Source organism: Prevotella sp. P5-126 (genome assembly GCF_002251185.1).
Taxonomy (GTDB): domain Bacteria; phylum Bacteroidota; class Bacteroidia; order Bacteroidales; family Bacteroidaceae; genus Prevotella.
In genome coordinates, this window is the sequence record NZ_NPIZ01000080.1 from 1 (window position 1) to 24,233 (window position 24,233).

Annotated in this window: 21 protein-coding genes and 1 tRNA gene; 11 read left to right on the plus strand and 11 right to left on the minus strand. The window is 47.9% G+C overall.

All coding sequences use genetic code 11. The features are described from left to right. Positions 1-1,029: 1,029 nt before the first annotated feature. The 5 genes from CIK90_RS09080 to rpmH form a co-directional block, all read right to left on the minus strand. Complete coding sequence (locus CIK90_RS09080) at positions 1,030-2,199, minus strand: acyltransferase (RefSeq protein ID WP_094465032.1); 1,170 nt, start codon at positions 2,197-2,199, stop codon at positions 1,030-1,032. A 10-nt stretch (positions 2,200-2,209) separates the two neighbouring features. Next, positions 2,210-3,199, minus strand: coding sequence for a D-alanine--D-alanine ligase (locus tag CIK90_RS09085; RefSeq protein ID WP_094435498.1), 990 nt, complete (start codon positions 3,197-3,199; stop codon positions 2,210-2,212). Positions 3,200-3,214: 15 nt separating this feature from the next. Then, positions 3,215-4,285: an RluA family pseudouridine synthase gene (locus tag CIK90_RS09090; RefSeq protein WP_094465078.1), complete on the minus strand. Its 1,071-nt coding sequence runs from the start codon at positions 4,283-4,285 to the stop codon at positions 3,215-3,217. 84 nt (positions 4,286-4,369) lie between these two features. Further along, the gene (locus CIK90_RS09095) at positions 4,370-5,032 is read right to left on the minus strand and encodes a PASTA domain-containing protein (protein ID WP_094391776.1); all 663 of its coding nucleotides are present in this window, start codon (positions 5,030-5,032) and stop codon (positions 4,370-4,372) included. Between the two features lie 138 nt (positions 5,033-5,170). Further along, complete coding sequence (gene rpmH / locus CIK90_RS09100) at positions 5,171-5,326, minus strand: 50S ribosomal protein L34 (protein ID WP_094391775.1); 156 nt, start codon at positions 5,324-5,326, stop codon at positions 5,171-5,173. A 192-nt stretch (positions 5,327-5,518) separates the two neighbouring features. Between rpmH and efp the strand changes: the two genes are divergently transcribed. The 6 genes from efp (at position 5,519) to CIK90_RS09130 (ending at position 15,239) form a co-directional block, all read left to right on the plus strand. After that, positions 5,519-6,085: an elongation factor P gene (efp, locus tag CIK90_RS09105; RefSeq protein WP_094391774.1), complete on the plus strand. Its 567-nt coding sequence runs from the start codon at positions 5,519-5,521 to the stop codon at positions 6,083-6,085. Then, a complete protein-coding gene (locus tag CIK90_RS09110; RefSeq protein ID WP_094465034.1) occupies positions 6,086-7,123 on the plus strand; it encodes a glycosyltransferase family 2 protein in 1,038 nt (345 codons plus the stop codon). A 25-nt stretch (positions 7,124-7,148) separates the two neighbouring features. After that, positions 7,149-7,838 (plus strand): DNA repair protein RadC, encoded by a 690-nt coding sequence (radC, locus tag CIK90_RS09115; protein ID WP_094391772.1) that lies wholly within the window; start codon positions 7,149-7,151, stop codon positions 7,836-7,838. A gap of 524 nt (positions 7,839-8,362) precedes the next feature. Further along, positions 8,363-10,702, plus strand: a complete 2,340-nt coding sequence (locus CIK90_RS09120) for a DUF3943 domain-containing protein (RefSeq protein WP_254046323.1) — start codon at positions 8,363-8,365, stop codon at positions 10,700-10,702. A gap of 118 nt (positions 10,703-10,820) precedes the next feature. Further along, the gene (locus tag CIK90_RS09125; protein WP_094391770.1) at positions 10,821-12,824 is read left to right on the plus strand and encodes a heavy metal translocating P-type ATPase; all 2,004 of its coding nucleotides are present in this window, start codon (positions 10,821-10,823) and stop codon (positions 12,822-12,824) included. A 96-nt stretch (positions 12,825-12,920) separates the two neighbouring features. Next, positions 12,921-15,239: a glycoside hydrolase family 3 N-terminal domain-containing protein gene (locus CIK90_RS09130; protein WP_094465080.1), complete on the plus strand. Its 2,319-nt coding sequence runs from the start codon at positions 12,921-12,923 to the stop codon at positions 15,237-15,239. A gap of 403 nt (positions 15,240-15,642) precedes the next feature. On the opposite strand, the gene CIK90_RS14220 is transcribed toward CIK90_RS09130, so the two are convergent. After that, the gene (locus CIK90_RS14220) at positions 15,643-15,798 is read right to left on the minus strand and encodes a hypothetical protein (RefSeq protein WP_158216051.1); all 156 of its coding nucleotides are present in this window, start codon (positions 15,796-15,798) and stop codon (positions 15,643-15,645) included. A gap of 178 nt (positions 15,799-15,976) precedes the next feature. Between CIK90_RS14220 and CIK90_RS09140 the strand changes: the two genes are divergently transcribed. Beyond that, a complete protein-coding gene (locus CIK90_RS09140; protein ID WP_094391781.1) occupies positions 15,977-16,297 on the plus strand; it encodes a metal-sulfur cluster assembly factor in 321 nt (106 codons plus the stop codon). 97 nt (positions 16,298-16,394) lie between these two features. Next, positions 16,395-17,159, plus strand: a complete 765-nt coding sequence (locus tag CIK90_RS09145) for a UDP-2,3-diacylglucosamine diphosphatase (RefSeq protein WP_094391768.1) — start codon at positions 16,395-16,397, stop codon at positions 17,157-17,159. 119 nt (positions 17,160-17,278) lie between these two features. On the opposite strand, the gene CIK90_RS09150 is transcribed toward CIK90_RS09145, so the two are convergent. Beyond that, positions 17,279-18,298, minus strand: coding sequence for a sugar kinase (locus CIK90_RS09150; protein ID WP_094465040.1), 1,020 nt, complete (start codon positions 18,296-18,298; stop codon positions 17,279-17,281). A gap of 59 nt (positions 18,299-18,357) precedes the next feature. On the opposite strand from CIK90_RS09150, the gene CIK90_RS13970 reads away from it, so the two are divergent. Beyond that, the gene (locus CIK90_RS13970) at positions 18,358-18,543 is read left to right on the plus strand and encodes a hypothetical protein (protein ID WP_144007251.1); all 186 of its coding nucleotides are present in this window, start codon (positions 18,358-18,360) and stop codon (positions 18,541-18,543) included. 6 nt (positions 18,544-18,549) lie between these two features. Here CIK90_RS13970 and CIK90_RS09155 read toward each other — a convergent pair whose 3' ends face one another. The 4 genes from CIK90_RS09155 to folP form a co-directional block, all read right to left on the minus strand. Continuing rightward, complete coding sequence (locus CIK90_RS09155) at positions 18,550-19,740, minus strand: acetate kinase (RefSeq protein ID WP_094391766.1); 1,191 nt, start codon at positions 19,738-19,740, stop codon at positions 18,550-18,552. A gap of 20 nt (positions 19,741-19,760) precedes the next feature. Then, positions 19,761-20,777 (minus strand): phosphate acetyltransferase, encoded by a 1,017-nt coding sequence (gene pta, locus CIK90_RS09160; protein WP_094391765.1) that lies wholly within the window; start codon positions 20,775-20,777, stop codon positions 19,761-19,763. An 89-nt stretch (positions 20,778-20,866) separates the two neighbouring features. After that, a complete protein-coding gene (gene cdaA / locus CIK90_RS09165; RefSeq protein ID WP_094391764.1) occupies positions 20,867-21,652 on the minus strand; it encodes a diadenylate cyclase CdaA in 786 nt (261 codons plus the stop codon). 11 nt (positions 21,653-21,663) lie between these two features. After that, entirely contained in the window at positions 21,664-22,461 is a 798-nt protein-coding gene (folP, locus tag CIK90_RS09170) for a dihydropteroate synthase (RefSeq protein ID WP_094447278.1), read from the minus strand. A 221-nt stretch (positions 22,462-22,682) separates the two neighbouring features. Between folP and murF the strand changes: the two genes are divergently transcribed. Both murF and CIK90_RS09180 read left to right on the plus strand, forming a co-directional pair. After that, positions 22,683-24,008: a UDP-N-acetylmuramoyl-tripeptide--D-alanyl-D-alanine ligase gene (gene murF / locus CIK90_RS09175; RefSeq protein WP_094465042.1), complete on the plus strand. Its 1,326-nt coding sequence runs from the start codon at positions 22,683-22,685 to the stop codon at positions 24,006-24,008. A 90-nt stretch (positions 24,009-24,098) separates the two neighbouring features. Beyond that, positions 24,099-24,174, plus strand: a tRNA-Pro gene (locus CIK90_RS09180). Positions 24,175-24,233 lie beyond the last annotated feature (59 nt).

Consider the following 24,233-nt stretch of genomic DNA (forward strand, 5'->3'; position numbering starts at 1 on the left):
TCCTAAAAATCGACGGTTCGTAAATTCACCCAAGACTGTACTCATAAAAAGTAAGTCTCGCTTCTTGTACTACTACTTCTCTGTTTTATGTAAATCTTTCAAAGAACTCTTCCTTCAGTGCTTGTCAGGTGTTGTGTTCCTGAAAGCGGATGCAAAGGTACGGCTTTTTTCTGAACTACCAAACTTTTTCGAGAAAAAAAATGCAGATTGCATGAAACTTTTTTGCAGAGATTGATTTCTGTCAAGCCGCAAAACGGGAACTCCTTATTTATTATATATAAAGGACGTGTGGACGCGCACAAATCTTTTTCTTCATTTCCGATGGCTGAAAAAGCACCCGAAACGCACCAATGCCGCTATTCCTGAATTCCGTTTTTAGAGGGAAGCTTTGCGGAAATGTGCAAAGAACGGTGCGGTTGGAGAAGAGAAAATGAAAGTCATGATGATAAAATGATCAAGTCAGGGTTGCTTGAACGAAATGCTCATTTGACTTTGTAAGATGAGAATCTTGAGGCATTACGCACGCATGCACACACGCACGTGAGGTAGCAAAAATCGAACATTCGAACACCTTCGTTGGATAACAAGCTTTGAGACATGACGTTATCGTGGTGTTCGAAATGTATTGAGAAAGCGTTATAGAACATCAATTGAACAACAATCGGACACAAGCCGAACGACCATCGAATACCAATCGAACACGATCCGGATACTAATCATACGTCTGAAAGATGATATATAGAGTTGCCCAAGAGATCTGGAGACTACGAAAGAATATCCAGGGAGCTGTGAAAGAATATCCAAGAAGGTACATAAGAATATCCAAGAAACTGGGGAAAGCCACTGAGAAGTCAGCGTTTGAATATCTGAAAATGACATTCAAACCATCTGGAAATCTTTTACCTTCATTATATTGAAGTGATGGAGGTCGTATGATAGAAAAAAGAAATCTCTGAGGTTTTCTTCGGAAAGAAGCCCCAGAGATTTCCGTTTATTATATGTCATGCGCCAACTTATAGCTGCTGCAGTTTACTCCGCTTTGGCTTTGAGATAGTTGCGCAATGGATTTGCATACATGGTAAGCATGCGTTCCCGTAGGAATTTCTCGTCAGGATTAGCGATTTTCACCTTCTCCAATTGTCCTTTGAGATAGTCTTCGAATCGTTTTTTGTCCGCCTCGGTATAATGTTGTGCATATTTTTTTGTTCCTTCCAACTCATCGAGTGCGATGTAATTGCAGGGGAACAGACAATAATTAGCATGCAGTTCACGGTCAATACGCTTACTGAGTGCTGCAAAAAACTCCGTTTTTGGCAGATCACCGAGTTCGTCGATCCATGTATTGATGGGTGCTGCACAATGATAATGCACACGTCCCTTATATCCAAAGATACCTGTTTTCATGTTATCGAGATCATCCTGGCGACTTTTCTTGAATGCCGGATTATCACGTTTCTGCTGAAATTCCTGTGCTTTAAGATAATCGCATGGGTCGAACTCATAGCTGATGGTGAGTGGAACGATATTGATTTCACGGAGGCTATCGATAGGTTTCCCCTCGCCTCCCATTGCCAACATCTTCAGTACAGAATCCTGCGTACGGTCGTCAGAATCCTTTGCTCTTCCTTCACGCTGTGCGATCCAGATATTTTCATGCTTTTGTGTTACCGCATAATGTATATATCTGCTCATGATTTGGCTAGAGCGCAACATCTCTTTTGGCGTGAGTCCCCGTCTGACCGTAAACGCCTTGTTCATGCGCACCAACCTTTTTATCCATGGGTAAATCAGGAGGTTATCGCCGATACCTATTTCCACGGTAGTAGGATATCCCGTTTTTACAAGCATGACGTCGAGTAGCGCCGAGTCGAGTACGATATCTCTATGGTTGCTGACAAATGTATATCGGAGACTGAAATCGCGTGGCAAACAGTTATCATCGAATGTGCATCCGTCCGTATGCTTCCGTATGATATGTCGCACGATAGGTTTCATAAACCTTTTCTGGAAGTCGAGTGGCGACTTAACCCCAATGAAAGCCATTTTCAGCACAGCGTTTCTCAATGATTTAGGCAGCCACGGCACGATGCCACGTAGCATGGTCGAGAATTGTCTGTCAGCAAGCAATTCATTGAAAGCCTGTTGCACTTCTCCCGTATCATAGGGTCTTATCTCGTCGAATTCAGCAGGAATAGCCATAATATTCGTATCAGAATTGGTTTTCAACAATATCGGTGAGCACGTCGCTCATTTTGAGTCCCGCAGCCTTAACCTGTTGCGGTATGAAGCTGGTAGGTGTCATTCCAGGAGTTGTATTCACTTCGAGCATAGAAATTTTTCCCTCCTTAGAGATGATATAGTCAATGCGTATGATGCCATTGCAGTGCAGGATATCATAGATATGACTGGTAATTTCTTTAACGCGACGTGTCACATCTTCTGGCAGACGGGCAGGTGTAATCTCCTGTACCTGTCCATTATACTTAGCATCATAGTCGAAAAATTCGTTTGTTGTCACGACTTCTGTAGCAGGAAACACAACCGATTTCTCTTTAGTCTTATATACACCGATAGAAATCTCGGTACCTTCCAGATACTGTTCGACCATCACTTCCGAGCTTTCCATCATAGCTTTTCTGATAGCAGGAGCCAGTTGGTCACGGTTTTTCACTTTGGAAACACCGAATGACGATCCATCAGCAGCCGGTTTTACGAAGCATGGCATTCCGATACGAGCCTCAATTTCCTCGTCAGACACCAGTTCTTCATATCCTTGTCTGATGAGCAGGGAATCAGCCACGCTCACTCCGTATCCTTTGAGATACTGGTTGAGCACAAACTTATCGAAAGTCATAGCCTCAACGAGCACGCCACTTGTACTGTATGGCACCCCCACGAGGTCGAAATATCCCTGCATGATACCGTTTTCTCCCGGTGTTCCATGAATGGTGATATAGGCATAATCGAATGTTTTAGCCTTTCCGTTTTCCACAAAAGAAAAGTCGTTACGGTCGATGCGCGCAGTAGTTCCGTCGGGCAGTTCCACATTCCAGTCCTGTCCTTTTACATCGACGATATATACATTATACCGCTCTTTGTCGAAAAACGAAAAGAGTCCTTGTGCTGAGCGCAGCGATACGTCGTGTTCTGAAGAGTCGCCACCGCATACGATGGCGATGTCACGTTTCAAATTGTTGATCATTCGTGTATGTTGTTATATTGTTTGTTGTTCCGGTTTCATATATTTGCGCCATTTTTCAATCAGCGCCTCCATATCAGCTGCCAATGGCGAATTGAAGTCCATTTGCTGTTTGGTGACAGGATGCACAAATCCGAGTGTGCGTGCGTGTAGCGCTTGCCTTCCACATATTTTGAAGCAGTTTTGTATAAACGCCTTATAGGATGCAGAGCGTTCACCTCTTAGTATTTCCATTCCGCCATATCGTTCATCTCCGAAGAGCGGGTGTCCTATATGTTTCATGTGTGCACGTATCTGGTGTGTTCTCCCAGTTTCGAGTCTGCATTCGACGAGTGTCACATACCCGAATCGCTCCAGTACCCGATAGTGTGTGACCGCCGTTTTACCGATATCTCCGCCTGGTGTGAATACCGCCATGCGCAGTCTATCCTTCGGATCGCGTCCTATATTTCCCTCTATGCGTCCACTGTCTTCGGTAAGGTTTCCCCATACGAGTGCATTATAACTTCTGTGTGTATCGTGATTGAAGAACTGGGCACCGAGTTCTGTCTTTGCCTCTGGTGTTTTAGCCACGACGAGGAGTCCGCTTGTATCTTTATCTATACGGTGTACGAGTCCCACAGCGGGGTCGTTGGGGTCGTATGTCGGCAGATCCCGCAAGTGCCATGCTATGGCATTGACGAGTGTTCCTGTAAAATTTCCACATCCCGGATGCACCACGAGTCCTGCTGGTTTGTTGACCACCATCAGTTGGTCGTCCTCATATACCACATCGATTGGTATGTTTTCCGGCACGATTGACGTATCATGGTGTGGCCTGTCGAGCATCAGCGTGATGATATCACCCGGTCTGACCTTATAGTTACTTTTGACAGGATTGCCGTTCACATGTACATATCCCGCATCGGCAGCCTTCTGTATTCTGTTTCTGGACGAGTGCTGCACATGTTCTGACATATATTTGTCGATTCTCACGGGCACTTGTCCTTTATCGACTTCCATGCGCAAATGCTCATACAGTCCGTCGTCAGAAGGTCCGTCGTTGCTCCCTTGTTGGTCCGCATCGAGTCCGAAATCGTCATCCATTTCGATTTCGTCGTATCCTATTTCGTTTATTTCGTTGCTTTTATCTTTCATTACAGTCGTTATATCGGCGTTGGCGGTCAATGGTTATGGTGCTGTCACTTCTTGAAAATCATCGACATCTCCCCCACTTTGTGTTTCGTTGCCATATCCGGCATCGGGTCCCACATAGTTTATATCTACATCTTGGTCATCGTAGGTACCTTTTCCCACCATGAGTGTGAGTGGATATTCTATAGAGATGCGGTCTCCATTAGCCACTCTTCTTCCTCTGCAGAGTATGCCATAGACCCAATCTTTCTCTCCTGCTACTTTTTTTGCAGGCAGCACATTGAATCCGAGCGATTTGAGCTTCGCCTCAGCTTCTCTGTAGCTTGAGTTGTCAACAATGTCTGGTATTTCTATTGTAGGCGACGATGGCGAGTTGACCGTGACATAGATGACGCGGCCTTCTTTCACCTTTGTGCCATAGTCTGGGCTTTGTGCGAGAATGCAGTTGGCAGGCAGAGTCTTGACATAGCCAGAGTCGCTGACAGCAATTTTCAGTCCGTCTTGCTGCAGCAGTTGGTCTGCCTTGTTATAATCCATGTCTTTCAGGTCAGGCACGGGTATTCCCACTCCGTGCTTAGTATATATACTGAGTCCCACGTTGATGCCCACGACGATGAGTATGACCACTGCCGCCATAGCCAGCAGATGGAAGCACAGATAGGGACTGAACAGTTTTCCAAAGAATTCCTTGACGTTCATATATTATTAATAGGTGTAACCAATGGGCAAAAGTACGAAGAATAATCCATACTACCAAATGAATAAACAAAAAAAAGAGAGACAACCTCATGGGTCGTCTCTCTATGTTCTTGTTTCGTCTCCTACTGAAACCGCCATTTACTTACCGTGATTCTCGTGAGATACGGTCAACTTCTTACGGCCCTTAGCGCGGCGTGAAGCCAGCACGCGACGACCATTCTTGCTTGCCATACGCTCGCGGAAACCATGCTTGTTCACGCGACGACGATTGTGAGGCTGAAATGTTCTTTTCATTGTCTTATTATATTTTTATTTTTGTTATTATTCCATAATTCGGGTTGCAAAATTACGCATTATTTTCGAAATACGCAAGTTTTATACGATTTTTAGCACATAAAAAGCCGTTTTTTTATATTTTCTTCGTAACTTTGCACCGCTTTTTACAAACTAAGCCATAAGAAGTTACAATTTTACAGATAAAACAATATGATTAAATCACAAGACATCAAGAAGGGCACCTGCATCCGCATGGATGGCAAGCTCTATTTCTGCATCGACTTCCTCCACGTGAAACCAGGTAAAGGAAACACCATCATGCGTACTACTCTCAAGGATGTGGTAAGCGGTCGTGTATTGGAAAAGCGCTTCAACATCGGTGAAGCCCTTGAAGACGTTCGTGTGGAGCGTCGTCCCTACCAGTATCTTTATCAGGAAGGTGCTGACTACATTTTCATGAACCAAGAGACTTTCGACCAGATTCCCATTGCCAAGGATCTGATTACCGGTGTTGATTTCATGAAGGAGAGCGATATCGTAGAAGTTGTCAGCGACGCCGACACCAACACTATCCTCTTTGCCGAAATGCCTGTGAAGACCAATCTTCGCATCACTCACTCTGAGCCAGGCATCAAGGGCGATACCGCTACCAATGCTACCAAGCCTGCTACACTGGAGACTGGTGTAGAGATTCGCGTTCCCCTGTTTATTGACGAGGGTGACCTCGTACAGGTTGACACCCGCGACGGCAGTTACTTGAACCGCGTAAAGGAGTAAATGAAATATTCCATCATCGTCCCCGTCTATAATCGCCCCGATGAGATAGGCGAGTTGCTTGAGAGTCTTTGCTCTCAAACAGAGACCGATTTTGAGGTCATTGTAGTAGAGGACGGATCACAAATCCCATGCAAGGATGTTTGCGAGAAATTCGCAAGCATCCTTGATTTGCATTATTACAATAAGGAAAACAGCGGTCCCGGCATGAGCCGCAACTATGGTGCTGAGCGATCTGCAGGCGATTATATCATCGTGCTCGACTCCGATGTGGTATTGCCCGACGGCTATCTTGCTGCCATCAACCGCGAGTTGAATCAGCATCCCGTCGATGCTTTCGGCGGTCCCGACGCTTCACATCCCTCGTTTACTGCCATCCAGAAGGCCATTTCCTACTCGATGACGAGTTTTTTTACCACCGGCGGCATCCGCGGTGGCAAAGCCAAACTCGACAAGTTCTATCCCCGTTCGTTCAACATGGGTATTCGTCGCGAGGTCTATGCACACCTGAATGGATTTGCCAAGATGCGTTTTGGCGAGGATATCGACTTCAGTTATCGCATAGTAGAAGCAGGCTATTCCACCCGACTCTTCCCCGAAGCATGGGTTTGGCATAAGCGCCGCACCGACTTCCGCAAGTTTTTCCGCCAGGTGTATAACAGCGGCATAGCACGCATCAACCTTGAGAAGCTCCATCCCGGCACGCTCAAATTAGTGCATCTGCTGCCTATGGTCTTCACCGTAGGCGTCATTGCCCTTATCCTTGCCAGCGCCGTAGGCCGTGCGCTGATGCACTATTGTCCCGAAGGCCAATGGCTGTGGCTGTTTGTCTGTCCGTGGATTCCCATCCTACTCTATTCACTCATCATTCTGATCAACTCCACCGTGTGCAACAAGAGTCTGAAGGTTGGCATCCTCAGTGTGCCCGCCGCCTTTGTCCAGCTTATGGGATATGGCTTCGGATTCATAGAGTCTTGGTGGAAGCGCTGTGTCAGAAAGCAAGACGAGTTTACGGCTTTCGAGAAGAATTTCTATAAATAAACTTACTCTGTCGAGTAGCATCCGTATGGACAAACTCAGCATCACCCAATGGGCAGAAGACGACCGACCGCGTGAAAAACTCATGCGACTGGGTCCCGAAGCATTGAGCAATGCCGAGCTCATGGCCATTCTCATCGGTTCGGGCACCCCAGAAGAGAGTGCCGTCGATCTGATGAAACGGGTGCTCAACGACTGTAACAACAACCTCAACACGCTGGGCAAGCGCAGCATTGCCCAACTCATGGAGTACAAAGGTGTGGGGCCTGCCAAGGCTGTCACCATTATGGCGGCATGCGAACTGGGCAAGCGCCGCCAGATGGAAAAGGCAGAAGTGCGTCCTAAGCTCGATTCGGCAGAGGCGATCTATCAATACATGCACCCCAAGATGCAAGACCTTGATGTGGAAGAGGCATGGGCATTGCTCATGAATCAGAATTTCAATCTCCTCAAGGCAGTGCGTCTCTCCCATGGCGGCATCAGCGAAACGGCGGTCGATGTGCGCATCATACTGAAAGAGGCCTTGCTTGCCAATGCCACTATAGTTGCCATCTGCCACAACCATCCCAGCAACAACCATCGCCCAAGTAGCAACGATGACCGCCTGACGGAACTGGTGAGAAAGGCTTGCCAGACCATGCGTATCTTCATGCTCGACCATATCATCATCACCGACGGACGTTATTATAGTTATCGAGAAGAGGGTCGTTTGTCTTGAATATCAGCCATATAGAATCATCACGCAGCATACCTTTCTCAGCAATTTCAATGTATTTGCTCAGCAAATTCAATGAATTTACTCAGCAATTTCAATGAATTTGGTCAGCAAACTCAATGAATTTGCATCATCAACGAATATTTCGTTTACCTTCTATACATATCTTCAGACTACGTTGCGCAAGTTTCATAGCCTTGCAAAACAAATTACTTTCCTCAGCAAATCAATTTACTTTCCTCAGCAAATCAATTTACTTTGCTCGGCAAATCAATTTGTTTTCCTCGGCAAATCAATTTGATTTGCTAACAGATACGGCTTTCACATAACGGCAACGCGCTATTACTTAAAGATTTAGACTACAATCTCAATACCTGTCATCGACTATGGTTAGTCACATGATGCATATTCCCTTCCATGCAAAGCCTCATCAGCTTCAGCCTCAACGCTTAACCGCAATTACTAACAAAGTATAAAATGCGGAGGCAATCACGATGTTTATCCCGACAAATAGTTATATTTGCATCATGAAAACTACCATTTTCCATCACTTCAGCAAGATAGCCGCACTGGTCGTTGCCCTATGTGCAGCATGCGGGGCAAGCGCCCAAAACTATCCTATAGGTATTGTCAGTCACCAAGATTCCATGCGCTATGTGCAGTTTGGACTGGTGGCAAACATTGCCGACAGTTATGCCAACGGTGTGCAGTTCTCCCCCATTACCAATATGTCGGCGGCTCCTTTCCGAGGCATACAGCTCAGCGCCATCAGCAATATCGCGATGGGAGTGGAGAAAGGCATACAGCTGGGAGGTGCCCTCAACGTGTCGTCGGGATATATGCGCGGCATTCAGTTGGCTGCTGCCAACTATGCCGACTCGCTCAACGGTTCGCAGATAGGACTCATCAATGTGGCACTGGCACATCCAAGGGGATGGCAGGTGGGCATTGTCAACGTCACTCGCGACACCTTGGCACACAAGATAGGACTGGTCAATATCAATGCCAAGACCACCATCGACTATATGTTTTCTGCCGGATCGAGCACCAAGTTCAATGCTGCCGTGCGCTACCGCAACCGCAGCACCTATAACATTCTTGGTGCGGGAACCCACTATATGGGTCTCGACCGCGATTTCTCCGGTGCCATCTATTATCGCATCGGACAGTATTTCCACCTCACACCACGACTGACACTGAGTGGCGATGTGGGCTTCTACCATATAGAGACCTTCCAACACAAGGCCGACAAGCCTGAACGACTCTATTCCATACAGGCACGCATCAATGCCGACTACCAGTTGGGCAAGTATCTTGGTGCCTTTGTCTCCGTGGGTTATGGCGACACCCGATACTACAGCCACAACCGACACTACCGCAACCGCCCGCTCATCGAGGCAGGTCTGACCATACGCCACCAGCGTTCACAGCCGCAAGACATCTTCGACATCAGACGCAACGACGATGATATCATGGATCGCACAGATTCCATCATGGCACTGCCCCTCAAACCAAAACCTTGGCGAGCAGCTGTCGAAGCCACGGGCATCAACGTATTTGTCCACTGTTTCGACCGTTTTGTGCTGGGCGAGGAATTTGCCAAAACCACGCTCAACTCCATTGGTCACAACATCCGCAACGGCTTTGTGTGGGACAACGACCAGTTTTCCACCAACCTTTTTGCCCATCCCTACCACGGCAACCTCTACTACAATGCCGCACGAAGCAATGGGCTCAACTTCTGGCAATCGGCTCCCTACTCCTTCTTTGGATCGCTCATGTGGGAAGTGGCAGGCGAGAAAGAACCGCCAGCCATCAACGATTTGATAGCTACAACCATGGGAGGCATCTGCATAGGAGAGGTGACACACCGCGTCAGCGACATCATTCTCGACGACCGCGCCTATGGTTTCCCGCGATTCCTGCGTGAGGCAGCAGCCACCATCATCAATCCCATCAAGGGTTTGAACCGCATCATCACGGGCGAAGCATGGCGCGTGAGGTCCACCCACTACCTGCACCACGACCGTGAGGCATTCCCCCTCGACTGTTCCATCAGTGTGGGCGACCGCTATCTGGCAGACAATGGTGCAATCTTCCGTGGCGAACACAATCCCTACGTCAATCTCTTTATGGAATACGGCGATGCCATGGATGGTGAAAACCACAACAAGCCCTACGATTTCTTTAGTGCTGAAGTGACCTTCGGACTCAGCAAAAACCAGCCCATCATCAACTCCTTGCACATTCTGGGACGTCTCTGGTCGGCACCGTTCAATTGGGGAAAATCCATGGATGTTGAGTTTGGCATCTATCAACACTTCAATTATTACGACTCGAAACCAGTGAAAAACGGGTCGGATCTCACCCCTTATCGCATCAGCGAAGCGGCATCGGTGGGACCGGGAGTCATCGTAGGATTTCCAAAGGTGGGAGCGCTGACGCGTCTCGAACAGCGCATTTTCCTCAGCGGCATACTGCTGGGCGGCACAAAGAGCGACTATTTCAATGTGATTGACCGCGACTACAACATGGGAAGCGGCTACAGCATCAAGGCCAAGACCCACATGGAGATAGGCAGGTTCGGCAGGTTCATCCTCAATGTGCATTATTTCCGCATCTTCACATGGAAGGGTTACGAGAATAAAGACCTCAGCACCATCGACCCGCTGTATCTCAATGCACAGGGAGACAAAGGCAATGCACGCCTTCTGGTGGTCAGTCCGATGATAGAAATCGACTTGCCAAAGCGCTGGAGCCTATTGATGGCAAGTTCGTTTTTCGAGCGACAAACCCACTACAAATACTATGCCGACGTCAAGGCGAAGACCTTTGAAGTGAGAGCCGGACTTACCTATCATTTCTAATCCAACCGCCGTTTCTTGCAATCGGGTTGCAAGAAACAGCGGTTTTTCCATGTTTTCATATCATCGTGACACTGGTTTGTGTACCTTTGCCATCAGAAACAAACACGTATTATAATATATGGCACACGAACATCAACATCACAGTCACTGCAGCTGCAACTGTCATTCTGAGGCAGAAGCACACCATCATCATCACAATGAAGGTCAAGACCATCACCACCATCACGACCATAACAGCCTTCACCGACAACTGGCTGTCATCGCCACAACCATCATACTGCTCATCGGTGCGGTCTGCATAGAACATTATCTCACGTTGCCCACATGGCAACTGTTGCTCATTTATCTCGTGCCCTACCTCCTGGTGGGTCATAAAACGCTGGGCGAAGCCGCCGAAGGACTGCTCCATGGCGATGCGTTCAACGAGGATTTCCTCATGGCGATAGCCACTATCGGTGCGTTGTGTATCGGATTTCTGCCCGGTGCCGACACCGAATTTCCCGAAGCAGTATTCGTCATGCTGTTCTTCCAGATAGGCGAAATGTTTGAAGGCTATGCCGAAGGGCAGAGCCGCAAAAGCATTTCAAACCTCATGGACATACGCCCCGATGTGGCACACGTGGTGCGCAACGGTCAAACCGTCGATGCAAAACCGGAAGATGTGGCAGTAGGAGAAACCATCATCATCGCACCGGGCGAGAAAGTGCCCCTCGATGGAACGGTCTGCAAAGGCTCATCGGCACTCAACACCGTGGCACTAACGGGTGAAAGTGAACCGCGCGACATCCATGAAGGCGACGACATCACGTCGGGATGTATCAATCTCAGCGGTGTCATCAACGTCACTACGACCAAGACTTACGGCGACAGTACCGTGTCGAAAATCATCGATTTGGTGGAACATGCCAGCGACAACAAGTCGAAAAGCGAGGCTTTCATCACCCGCTTTGCACGCTATTACACCCCTGTAGTGGTCGTTGCTGCATTGATACTGGCGGTGGTTCCGCCACTCATTTCCGGCGATTTCATCGAAAACTTCCCCACATGGCTCTACCGCGCACTGATGTTCTTGGTGGTATCGTGCCCTTGCGCTCTCGTCATCAGCATTCCCCTCACCTTCTTTGGAGGCATCGGTGGAGCGTCGCGCCACGGCATACTGGTGAAAGGGGCATGCTATATGGATGCACTCGCCAACCTCCATACGGTGGTTTTCGATAAGACGGGCACCCTCACCCACGGTCAGTTTGCCGTAGAAGCGGTGCATCCCGACCATTTCAACGAGCGTCAACTGCTTCACCTCGCTGCCCACGTAGAGCATTTTTCCACCCATCCCATCGGAGCTGCCCTGCGTAATGCGTTCCCCGAAGAGGCTACCGACGGATGCCGCATCAGCCATGTGGAAGAAGTGGCAGGACAGGGCATTCGCGCACAGGTTGAGGACCACATCGTCTGTGTGGGCAATCAGCGCATGATGGAAGCCATAGGCGCACAGTGGCATCCTTGCCATCACATCGGCACTATCATCCATGTGGCTATCGACGGACAGTATGCAGGCCACATCGTCATCAACGACCATATCAAGGACGACAGCATTGAAAGCATCAACAAACTCAAGCAGTTGGGCATCAAACGCACGGTCATGCTCACCGGCGACCGACAGGAAGTGGGACAACATGTAGCGGAGACACTTCATATAGATGAATTTCACGCCGAACTCATGCCAGCCGATAAGGTGGCACATGTGGAACGGCTGATACAGGAAAAACCCGTCGATAAAGCCCTTGCCTTTGTGGGCGACGGTATCAACGATGCGCCCGTACTGGCACGAGCCGACGTGGGTATTGCCATGGGCGCACTGGGTAGCGATGCTGCCATAGAGGCTGCCGACGTTGTATTGATGGACGACCGACCCTCTAAGATTGCACTTGCCGTGAGCATTGCACGCCACACCATCGCCATAGCACGCCAGAATGTGGTGCTCGCCATTGGCATCAAGGTGGCTGTACTGCTATTGGCAACCTTCGGTATGGCTACACTTTGGATGGCTGTGTTTGCCGATGTGGGCGTCACCGTACTGGCGGTACTCAACGCCATGAGGGCGCTGAGCGGAAAAAACAAATAAAAAAGAACGACTCTGTTTGGCACTCTGCCCACTATTTAGTAACTTTGCAGTCACTGAAAACATATTCATATTTATAACTAACCATACTACACTATGATGAGAAAATACTTCTTGGCTGTGGTTTGCTGTTGCTCGGCATGGGCTGCAGCACAGACAGCTAAACCCGCCATTCCACGCGATGAACAGTTGGAAGCGAAAGTAGAAAAGACACTTGCCAAAATGACCCTCGATGAGAAAATAGGCCAGATGCTCGAACTCAACCTCGATATCATGGGGACATACGACGCATCGGGAAAATGGAAACTCAACGAGACGATGCTTGACACCTGTATCTCTAAATACAAAGTGGGATCGCTGCTCAATGCACCGGGAACACGCGCTGCTACCGTAGAACAATGGCAGGAGTGGATTCGGCTGATACAGAAAAAATCGATGAAACATATCGGCATCCCCGATGTGTTCGGTCTGGACCACAACCACGGAGTGACCTATACTCAAGGCGGAACGCTCTTTCCGCAACCTATCAATATCGCTGCTTCATTCAATACTGAGTTGGCACGCACCGGAGCACAGGTTACTGCATACGAAAGCCGCGCTGCCAACTGTCCTTGGGTATATAACCCTGTGACCGACCTCGGCAGAGATCCACGCTGGTCGCGCATCTGGGAGAGCTTCGGCGAAGACCCCATTGTCAATGCACGCATGGCTGAAGCTGAAATCATGGGCTATCAGGGCAATGACCACAACCACCTCTCACGCTATAACGTAGCTACCAGTTTGAAACACTATATGGGTTACGGCGCTCCCTTCACCGGCAAAGACCGCACACCGGCGTATATCGCTCCAAACGTGTTGAGAGAAAAGTATTTCGAGCCTTTCAAGGCTGCCGTGCAGGCTGGCGCACTCACCATCATGGTCAATTCGTCAAGCATCAACGGTGTACCCGTGCACGCCAGCTACGAATACCTTACTCAATGGCTTAAGAAAGATTTGAACTGGGACGGAATGATTGTCACCGACTGGGCTGACATCAACAATCTCTTTACCCGCGAAAGAGTGGCAAAAGACAAGAAAGATGCGATCCGCATTGCTATCAATGCCGGTATCGATATGTCGATGGACCCATACAGCGTGGAGTTTTGCATACTGCTGAAACAACTCGTCAACGAGGGCAAGGTGAGCCAAGAGCGTATCGACGATGCCGTGCGTCGCATCCTCAGACTGAAATACCGCATCGGACTGTTTGACGAACCAAACACCGGAGGCAAGGGCTATGAGAAGTTTGGATCGCAAGAACATGCTGATATGGCTCTCCGTAGCGCCGAGGAAACTGAGATTCTGCTAAAGAATGAAGGCATTCTTCCATTGGCAAAAGGAAAAAAGATACTGCTCACTGGACCTAATGCCAACCAGATGCGCTGCCTCAACGGCGGTTGGAGCTACACTTGGCAGGGTAGCAAAGCTGAAGACTTAGCAGAGAAATACAACACAATCTATGAAGCACTCTGCAACAAATACGGTCAGGAAAACGTGATTCTCGACCAAGGTGTGACCTACAACGAAAAGGGACAGTACTGGGAAGAAAATGAACCACAGATCGAAAAAGCTGTTGCTGCGGCTGCTCAGGCGGATGTCATCATTGCCTGTGTGGGTGAAAACAGCTACTGCGAGACACCGGGAAACCTCACTGACCTTTGGATGTCAGAGAACCAACGCAATCTGGTGAAGGCTCTGGCAAAGACTGGCAAGCCCATAGTTCTCGTGCTCAACGAAGGTCGTCCACGGCTCATCGCCGACATTGAACCACTGGCTAAAGCCATTGTCCACATCATGTTGCCAGGCAACTACGGTGGCGATGCACTGGCAAACCTGTTGGCTGGCGACGCTAACTTTTCTGCGAAACTGCCCTACACCTATCCGAAAGAAATCAATTCACTGGCTAACTACGACTATAAAGTCAGCGAAGAAGTGGGCACCATGACTGGTGCATACAACTACGATGCGAAGGTTTCGCTGCAATGGCCCTTCGGTTACGGTCTGAGCTATACTACTTTTGAGTATGCCAATCTAAAGGTGGATAAGGCAAACTTCACTGCCGACGATACGCTGACCGTTACGGTGGATGTGAAAAACACGGGTAGCCGTGCTGGCAAGGAGTCGGTATTGCTCTATTCGAGCGACCTCATAGCATCGATAGTGCCCGACAACAAGCGTCTGCGTTGCTTCACCAAGATTAGTCTCGAACCAGGTGAAACAAAAACTGTGACTTTCACTCTGCCGGCAAAAGACCTTGCCTTCGTGGGTGCCGACGGTCGCTGGACACTCGAAGAGGGTGATTTCCTGCTGCGCGTTGCACGCCTTACCGCTCCCACCACCTGCACCAAAACTAAGGTTTGGAATACGCCAAATAAATAAAAAGGCCTGATTTCAACGGATTTTCCCGTTCTCATACACAACGATTCAGCCGCATTTGAAAAATCAAATGCGGCTGAATCATTTTGATATCACAATGTCGTTTCAGTATAAGAGACAAACATATTCAACATGCCACGAATAGCCATTCTTCCCAAAAGTAGTCCGAGAATGCCCAATACAAACAATAATATCAAGGGAACAACTCCCCAGTTATCACAATAAGACAATATCACTGGAAACAGTAAAGACAACACCAAGAGACTATAAGACAAGAAGAACAGGCATCGAGGACGTTTCCATTCAACCTCCAGCTGTTGTTCTGTCCTCATCTTATCCATAAGCATAGGCACTACCGCCAACGACAAGAATCCAATGACATAAGTCAGAATGGCCAATATGAAAACTAAAGAATAGCCATACGATAATTATACGATTGGGCTGCCGTTGTTTCATAGGACTTCTGCATCACCTGCCCATCGATGATAATTCCAACTACCGCAATGATAAATCCTATTGCCATGAGAATAGCTATATAGGATACCAAATTTCGCTTCTTCATAGGTTAGCAATATGTGACATAGTTAATATAGCTTATGTTCCTTCCTGTTCATCACTGCAAAGATACGATTTTTCTATGACACACCACTTGTGTACCCGTTCCTTTTTCATCCATGCACCCTATTTTTGGTGGTTTGGGAAAAAAGATATATCTTTGCAAGAAGAAAACAAATAAGACTATGACACAAGAAGAAAAGACACAAATAGAAGAACGCATCGTGGATGTGCTCAAAACTGTATATGACCCGGAAATACCCGTAGATATCTACAATCTGGGCATGATCTATAAGATTGATGTGAAAGATGACGGAGCTGTGGAACTCGACATGACATTCACTGCACCAAACTGTCCGGCTGCTGACTTTATACTGGAAGATGTACGCACCAAACTGGAAGGTGTGGATGGTGTGAAAACAGCCAACGTCAACCTCGTGTTTGAACCCGCTTGGGATCAGTCGATGATGAGCGAAGAGGCTCGTGTCGAACTCGGTTTCGACTGATGCTCTATAAACACAGACATGGAGACTGCAACCAATAGCGACAAGCTCCATATTGATTATCGACAGATACTATAATATATAATAAGGTGTAAAGCCCATGAAGAATGTATATTTCCTATCCGATGCCCACCTCGGATCGTTGGCAGTTCCGCATCAACGCACGCAGGAACGACGTCTGGTACGCTTTCTCGATTCTATCAAAGAGAAGGCGGCAGCCATCTATCTGCTGGGCGATATGTTTGATTTCTGGTATGAATACCGCTACGTAGTGCCACGTGGCTATACCCGGTTCTTAGGCAAACTCTCGGAACTGAGCGATATGGGAGTGGAAATCCACTATTTCACCGGCAATCACGATATATGGGCTTACAACTATCTGCAACAGGAATGTGGGGTGATACTGCATAAGAAAGAGGAGACAACAGAAATCTATGGTCACGAATTTTTCCTTGCTCATGGCGACGGACTGGGCGACAATGATGCCTCATTCAAATTGCTTCGTGCCATTTTCCATAATACGGTGTGTCAAAAGATGTTTTCTTCCATCCACCCACGATGGGGTATGGCATTCGGATTGACATGGGCAAAACACAGTTATATCAAGCACAAAAAGACCGACCAACCTTCCTTTATGGGTGAAGAGCGTGAACACTTGGTACGCTTTGCACGCGCTTATATGGTGGATCATCCCAACATAGACTATTTCATCTTCGGGCATCGACACATAGAACTCGATATAAAACTGGAACGCCACACGCGCCTGATGATATTAGGCGACTGGATTAGCCAGTTCACCTATGCCGTATATGATGGCGAACACATGTTCTTAGAGGAGTATGTGGAGGGGGAAAGCCAACCCTAACAGCATATCACGATGTCCGACAAGCAGTTTTCTAATCGTTAGAAAACTGCTGTACGACTCATTTCATCCTATCCTGTAGCCAGCCGATCTAACGGGCTGTCGGATGAAGAAAATGGCTATCAACTGTTCATCAAGGCTTCAATCTCCTCTTCAGTAGAAAGGTTGAAGTCGCCCGATATCGTACTTTTCAGTGTACTGGCAGCCAGCGAGAAGTCAAGACAACGCTGGTCATCGTCGCGGCGCACCAGGTGTGCATGGAGATAGGCTGCCAGATAAGCATCACCAACACCCATGGGATCGATCACTGGATTAATGTCATAGACGCGAGTGGTATAGAGTTTTTCGCCATCGAAAAGTACGCCACTGAGCAAATGGTGGTTGGATGAGACCTCATTGCGCAATCCCATGATAAACTTCCTACAGCGCGGAAAACGGTCTGCTATCTTGCGAAACATCGCAGTATAGGCCTCCACATCAATGTGATAATCGGACGAAGTTGCTTCAAAGGGTATGCGTGGCAGTCCTGACACCAATTCCCATTCGCCAGCATCGCCAAAGACAATGTCGCTATAGTGCATCAGTTGGGGCAACACATCGGCTGCCTTAGCGCCATAGTTCCACAGGTTTTTGCGGTTGTTGATGTCGCAGGCAATGACAAGTCCCATCTCGTCGGCAGTGCGCACTGCCTCAAAAGTTGCATCGGTAGCACTCTGCGAAAGGGCACAGGTGATACCGGAACAATGAAACACATCAGCGCCACGAAACACATCGCGCCATGGTATCATACCGGGATGTAGATTATAGAATGCGGAATCCTTACGATCATAGACCACACGTGATGGGCGAAGCGATGGTGCCTGCTCGAAGAAATAGGTTCCGATACGTGGTCCACCCCAGTTGATGAAGCGCGTATTGAGTCCCATCTCGCGCAAACGCTGTTCGCAAGCCTTGCCCATTGCCGTTTCCGGCAGGCGGCTCACATAGCGCACCTCATTACCCAACATGGCAAGCGAAACTGCCGCATTGGCCTCACTGCCGCCAAAATGAGCTTCCATCTGTGCGCCTTGTGTCAGGCGGTAATCGTCTCTTTTGGAGAAGCGAAGTAATACTTCGCCGAATGTCACTACTTTCATCTTGATTCCTTTCTATATATTATAATTGGTGTAACACCTCTGTTTCTATTGAATCCACATGGATTATGAGGTCAAAACGACTTCAACAACCAGTTTTCCACCCCATCGACCACTATACCATTTCAGTTGGAATGGAGTATAACATCTATGGTCTCTGGAGTAATAATAATGGTGAAAGACCTCCTGTCAGGCATCCCTTGCGGGCCACCAAGCGGTCTTCCACCATCAAAAAAAATGTATTGCTGCGATAATAACGCTTAGAGCAGATTCATCGTATCGGTAGCAATCATGAGTTCCTCATCGGTAGGAATGACCACAACCTTCACCTTCGAATCGTCGGCAGAGATAACAGCCTCTTCGCCACGTACGGCATTTTTGGCCTCATCAAACTTCACACCGAGGAATTCAAGACCCTTGCATACCTCTGAACGCATGCTGACCTGATTTTCCCCGACGCCAGCTGTGAATACAATGACATCCACTCCGCCCATAGCGGCAGCATAGGCACCAATGTATTTCTTAATGCGGTAGAAGTACATGGCCTGTGCCAACTGGGCACGAGGCTCACCGGCTTTGGCTGCATTCTCTACATCTCTCATGTCTGATGAACCTCCTGTGATACCAGCTACACCGCTCTTTTTGTTGAGCAGGTTGCTCATGCCATCAGCATCGAGGCCGAGTTTCTTCTCAAGGAAAGTCACTGCACCACCATCGATATCGCCTGAACGGGTTCCCATCACGAGTCCTTCGAGTGGTGTAAGACCCATGGAAGTGTCGATACACTTGCCATCAACAACGGCTGCTACGCTACCTCCATTACCAATGTGGCAAGTAATCATCTTGGTACCTTCTGCCTTGATGCCTAAAAATTCGCAGGCACGAGCAGAAACATAGCGGTGGCTGGTGCCGTGGAAACCATAACGACGCACGCCATACTTCTCATAGAGTTCGTAAGGGATGGCATACATATAGGCCTTGGCAGGCATCGTTTGATGGAATGCAGTGTCGAACACACCTACCTGAGGCAGTCCGGGCATAAGCTCTTTAACGGCATTGACACCCTTGAGGTTGGCAGGATTGTGGAGCGGAGCAAGGTCAGAGCATTCTTCAAAAACCTTCAACACCTCGTCGGTGAGCAGTACAGACTTGTTGAATTTCTCACCGCCATGCACCATACGGTGGCCTACAGCATCGATTTCCTTCAAGTCTTTAATAACGCCAACCTCAGGATCAGTAAGCAAAGAGAAGATGAATTTCACACCTTCAGTATGCTCGGGGATGTCGTGCATGATTTGCTTTTTCTCACCATTGGCCAGTTTCACCTTGACAAAGGCACCGTCCAAGCCTACGCGCTCTGCACCTCCAGAGGTCATCACGCTCTTGTCGTCCATGTTGTACAGTGCGTACTTGATAGAGGACGAACCGCAATTTAATACCAGAATCTTCATCTTTTATAGTTGTTTGCTAGTTATTTGTTTGCCTTAGCATCCATGGCCTGGCAAGCTGTGATTGCCACCATGTAGTAGATATCATCTACCGAACAGCCACGAGAGAGGTCGTTGACCGGACGTGCAATACCCTGGAGGATAGGACCAATGGCAATGGCATCGCCAAGTCGCTGCACAAGTTTGTAGCCGATATTACCAACTTCGAGGTTAGGGAATACCAGAACATTTGCCTTACCTGCGATGTCTGAACCTGGTGCTTTCTTTGCAGCTACGCTGGGCACAAGTGCAGCATCAGCCTGAAGTTCGCCATCAAGCTTGAGTTCGGGATCCAGTTCGTGGGCCAGTTTGGTAGCCTCAACAACCTTATCCACTACTTCATGCTTAGCAGAGCCCTTGGTAGAGAAGCTCAGCATGGCAACGCGAGGATCAGTAAAGCCTGCTACAGAACGAGCAGTCTGGGCAGTACATACGGCAATCTGGGCGAGTTCGTTGGCATTGGGCATGGGAGTTACAGCTACGTCACCAACTACGAGAACACCGTCTTCACCATACTCTTTCTGCTTGCTGATGAGGAGCAGGCCACCGCTAACACATGAAACGCCAGGGGCACACTTGATGATTTGGAGTGCGGGGCGCAGGGTGTCGCCAGTAGTAGAGAGGGCTCCTGATATCTGACCATCGGCTCCTTCGGTCTTGATGATCATGCATCCGAGGTAAAGCGGATTCTTCACGAGTTCGCGAGCCTGTTCGATGGTCATTCCTTTCTTTTTACGAAGTTCTGCCAGCAAAGTAGCATACTCTTCGCTCTTGGGATTGTTTTCCGGGTCGATGATAGTGGCCTTATCTACACTGTTCAGTCCCCATTGTGCAGCGAGCTGCTTGATTTCGTTGGGATTACCAATGAGAACGATGTCGGCCATGTCTTCTGCCAATACACGATCGGCAGCTCTAAGGGTGCGCTCCTCTGTTGCTTCAGGGAGCACGATGCGCTGTTTGTTACTTTTTGCACGCGCAACGATTTGACTTAATAAATCCATAGTTTGTTTATTAAAAGTTTGATTTTGCTATATCTAGTTTGCAAAAGTACTAAAAATATTCTGAATAAGTCCGTAGAATTCAGAATATTTTAGATTAATTGCATCATTTCCTCAGTTAATATGCTTTCAAGTTTCTCTGCAGTGAGCCGAAGTTGCAATTGTCCATCAATAGCAACAGTGATGCCACCGGTCTCTTCGCTGACCACAATGGCTATGCAATCGCTGTCTTGCGACATGCCCAAAGCTGCACGATGGCGCAGTCCGAGCGATTTGGGAATATTCTGTTCGTGACTGACAGGAAGTATGCAACCGGCCGCTTTCAAACGTTTTCCTTCCACGATAAGAGCTCCGTCGTGGAGTGGAGAGTTTTTGAAAAAGATATTCTCAATAAGCTGTTGACTGATATTTGCATCAATCATTTCACCCGTATTTGCCACATCATCAAGTGGCATAGACCGTTGCATCACGATCAAAGCACCAACCTTTTTCTTGCTCATGTTGAGTGCTGCCATCACAATAGGTATGATAATGGGTTTCAGATCTTCTTCCTTCTTGCGTCCATCCTCGCCTGTAAAGAAACGACGGATGCCTTTCACGCGTTGATGGGCACCCAGATTGTAGAAGAAACGACGGATATCGTCTTGGAAAAGCACGATAAGTCCGATGACACCGACACTCACCAACTTGTCCATGATACTACCCAGAAGTTTCATTTCAAGCACCTGTGAGACGACAAGCCATAGTACAATAAACACCAAGATACCCATAAACACAGGCAATGATCGCGACTCCTTCATCAACCGATAGAAGTAGTAGAGTATCAAAGCCACGAGAGTAATGTCAATGGCGTCTTTTATTCCAAACTCAAAAAACATAGGCAGGTAATTTATTGTTTAGGGTTCATCTGTCCAACAATACGCACACACTCCACTGCTTCTTTCACATCATGCACGCGAAGTATGGATGCGCCTTTCATCAATGAAATGGTGTTGAGCACCGTAGTGCCGTTGAGGGCCTGTAGCGGATCGCTTTCCAACAATTGCCACACCATGCGTTTGCGTGAGATTCCCACAAGCACAGGCAGTGAAAGGGCATCGAGCTGATCCAATTGGTGCATCACGTCATAGTTTTGTTGCAGGTCTTTACCGAATCCAAAACCAGGATCAAGGATGATATCCTTCTGTCCACAGTCGCGCAACTGCTGTATCTCACGGGCAAAGCGTAGCATCATATCGCGGATAGTGGGAGCTATAGACATGAGGATATAGGGCACTTTAAGACGCGCCACCATGCGGAACATCTCAGGATCAGCACCTTCCGACACATCATTGATGATATCGGCACCAAACTCCTCAACGGTCATTCGTGCCACATCGGGACGGAATGTATCTATGCTTACAATGGTATCGGGTGCTTCACGACGTACTATTTCAAGGGCAAAGCGCAGTCTGCGTGATTCTTCTTCTTCATCCACAGGAGCACTACCGGGCCTTGTTGAGCATCCGCCCACATCGATCATAGTACCTCCCTCTGCCAATATTTGTTGTGTACGTTCTGCTATTTCGCGTTCGGTTTGCTTTCTGCTTCCCGAATAGAAGGAGTCAGGAGTGACATTAAGAATTCCCATGACCTGTGGTGAGGACAAGGTTATCAGCTTCCCATTACAATTCAGAGTATATTCCATCTTATTTTACACGTATATTATATTATTTCGCAAAGGTACGATTAAGTGAGCAGAATACAAAAAGAAATATCAATTTTCTTTTTTATTCTCGAACGACAGTAACTTCGGTGTGTAGCGCTAGAGTTACGGTTAAATAAGGAAAATACAAAGAAAAAACGGCAATTCTTTTGCAGTTCACTCACATAATCGTACCTTTGCATCACCAAAACAACAACAAATATATGGATATCAAGGAACTCTACAAACTCTATCTCGCCCATCCGTGCATCACTACCGACTCGCGCGAATGCCCGAAAGACAGCATCTTCTTGGCTCTTAAAGGGGCTTCGTTTGATGGTAACCGATTCGCACAGGCCGCTTTGGAGAAGGGGTGTGCCTATGCCATTGTCAGCGAACTCACCAATCCTGAAACTCAAAAAGACGACTGCCGCTACATCTTAGTGAATGACACATTACAAACTTTCAAAGACTTGGCACGCGAACACAGATGCCATTTCGATCTGCCCATCATAGGCATTACGGGTACAAACGGAAAGACTACTACCAAGGAACTCACGAAGGCAGTACTCGCTGAATGTTATAACGTAATGGCAACAGAGGGTAATTTCAACAACGACATAGGCGTTCCGAAAACTCTCTTCAGACTAAACGAAGACTACGATATCGCAGTAGTGGAAATGGGAGCAAGCCATCCGGGAGACATTAAAACACTGGTAGAAACGGCTGAACCTACATGTGGACTGATTACCAACGTGGGGCGTGCCCACCTACAGGGTTTTGGATCTTTCGAAGGTGTATGCCATACCAAAGGCGAGCTCTACGATTATCTCCGACAACACGAATGCCCTGTGTTTGTCAATCGAGACAATGAACACTTGATGGCTATGACCGAAGGTCTCGCAGACATCTATTACTATGGTCAGAGTAGCAACCCCGATATTCTGATACATGGCGAAGTATTATCATGCGCCCCATTTCTCAAGTTCCGCTGGCGAGAGCAAGACAGCGATGCAGGCTATGCCAGCGAATGGATGGAGGTGCAGACCAACCTCATCGGTGCTTACAACCTCGACAATATTCTAGCTGCAATAACCGTGGGCTATGTCAACAACGTACCATTCGAACTTATCAACAAAGCAATTGCCAACTACACCCCTACCAACAATCGTTCGCAGATGACCGTCACCGACCATAATCATCTCGTGGTCGATGCATATAACGCCAATCCATCGAGCATGCAGGCTGCTATCGACAACTTCAAACTCATGGATGTGCCTGCAAAAATGGCAATCCTCGGCGATATGCGTGAATTGGGTGATGCCTCTGCAGAAGAACACCAAAAGGTGGTGGAACAACTCAAACAAGCTGGTTTCCAACAGGTATGGCTCGTTGGCGAAGAGTTCGCAAAGACAGAATGCAGCTTCAAGAAATTCCACGATATAGAAGAAGTAAAAGCAGCCATTGCTGCCCAACAGCCGCAAGACATGTATATCCTTATCAAAGGATCTAATGGCATCAAACTATTCCAACTGCCCGAATTGCTATAGCAAATAAGTGGCATTTTGGGTGTAAAGGCAAAAAAACAATGTTTTTCTCTACGTTATTCATAAATAATTAGTACCTTTGCACCACAAAATCGGGATGTAGCGCAGTTGGTAGCGCACTACGTTCGGGACGTAGGGGTCGGGCGTTCGAGTCGCCTCATCCCGACCAAAAGGCGGCAAGTGAAACGTTTCACTTGCCGCCTTTGTGTTTTTCATCACGTGGATATG

Bases quoted from the DNA above. Each gene is read 5' to 3' on its own strand.
- efp (WP_094391774.1), top strand. From the start codon at position 5,519: ATGATTAAATCACAAGACATCAAGAAGGGCACCTGCATCCGCATGGAT.
- radC (WP_094391772.1), top strand. From the start codon at position 7,149: ATGGACAAACTCAGCATCACCCAATGGGCAGAAGACGACCGACCGCGT.
- CIK90_RS09125 (WP_094391770.1), top strand. From the start codon at position 10,821: ATGGCACACGAACATCAACATCACAGTCACTGCAGCTGCAACTGTCAT.
- pta (WP_094391765.1), bottom strand. From the start codon at position 20,777: ATGGATTTATTAAGTCAAATCGTTGCGCGTGCAAAAAGTAACAAACAG.
- CIK90_RS09110 (WP_094465034.1), top strand. From the start codon at position 6,086: ATGAAATATTCCATCATCGTCCCCGTCTATAATCGCCCCGATGAGATA.
- rpmH (WP_094391775.1), bottom strand. From the start codon at position 5,326: ATGAAAAGAACATTTCAGCCTCACAATCGTCGTCGCGTGAACAAGCAT.
- CIK90_RS09145 (WP_094391768.1), top strand. From the start codon at position 16,395: ATGAAGAATGTATATTTCCTATCCGATGCCCACCTCGGATCGTTGGCA.
- CIK90_RS09080 (WP_094465032.1), bottom strand. From the start codon at position 2,199: ATGGCTATTCCTGCTGAATTCGACGAGATAAGACCCTATGATACGGGA.
- CIK90_RS13970 (WP_144007251.1), top strand. From the start codon at position 18,358: ATGAGGTCAAAACGACTTCAACAACCAGTTTTCCACCCCATCGACCAC.
- CIK90_RS09090 (WP_094465078.1), bottom strand. From the start codon at position 4,285: ATGGATGACGATTTCGGACTCGATGCGGACCAACAAGGGAGCAACGAC.
- CIK90_RS09140 (WP_094391781.1), top strand. From the start codon at position 15,977: ATGACACAAGAAGAAAAGACACAAATAGAAGAACGCATCGTGGATGTG.
- CIK90_RS14220 (WP_158216051.1), bottom strand. From the start codon at position 15,798: ATGAAGAAGCGAAATTTGGTATCCTATATAGCTATTCTCATGGCAATA.
- CIK90_RS09095 (WP_094391776.1), bottom strand. From the start codon at position 5,032: ATGAACGTCAAGGAATTCTTTGGAAAACTGTTCAGTCCCTATCTGTGC.
- CIK90_RS09155 (WP_094391766.1), bottom strand. From the start codon at position 19,740: ATGAAGATTCTGGTATTAAATTGCGGTTCGTCCTCTATCAAGTACGCA.
- cdaA (WP_094391764.1), bottom strand. From the start codon at position 21,652: ATGTTTTTTGAGTTTGGAATAAAAGACGCCATTGACATTACTCTCGTG.
- CIK90_RS09130 (WP_094465080.1), top strand. From the start codon at position 12,921: ATGAGAAAATACTTCTTGGCTGTGGTTTGCTGTTGCTCGGCATGGGCT.
- murF (WP_094465042.1), top strand. From the start codon at position 22,683: ATGGATATCAAGGAACTCTACAAACTCTATCTCGCCCATCCGTGCATC.
- folP (WP_094447278.1), bottom strand. From the start codon at position 22,461: ATGGAATATACTCTGAATTGTAATGGGAAGCTGATAACCTTGTCCTCA.
- CIK90_RS09120 (WP_254046323.1), top strand. From the start codon at position 8,363: ATGAAAACTACCATTTTCCATCACTTCAGCAAGATAGCCGCACTGGTC.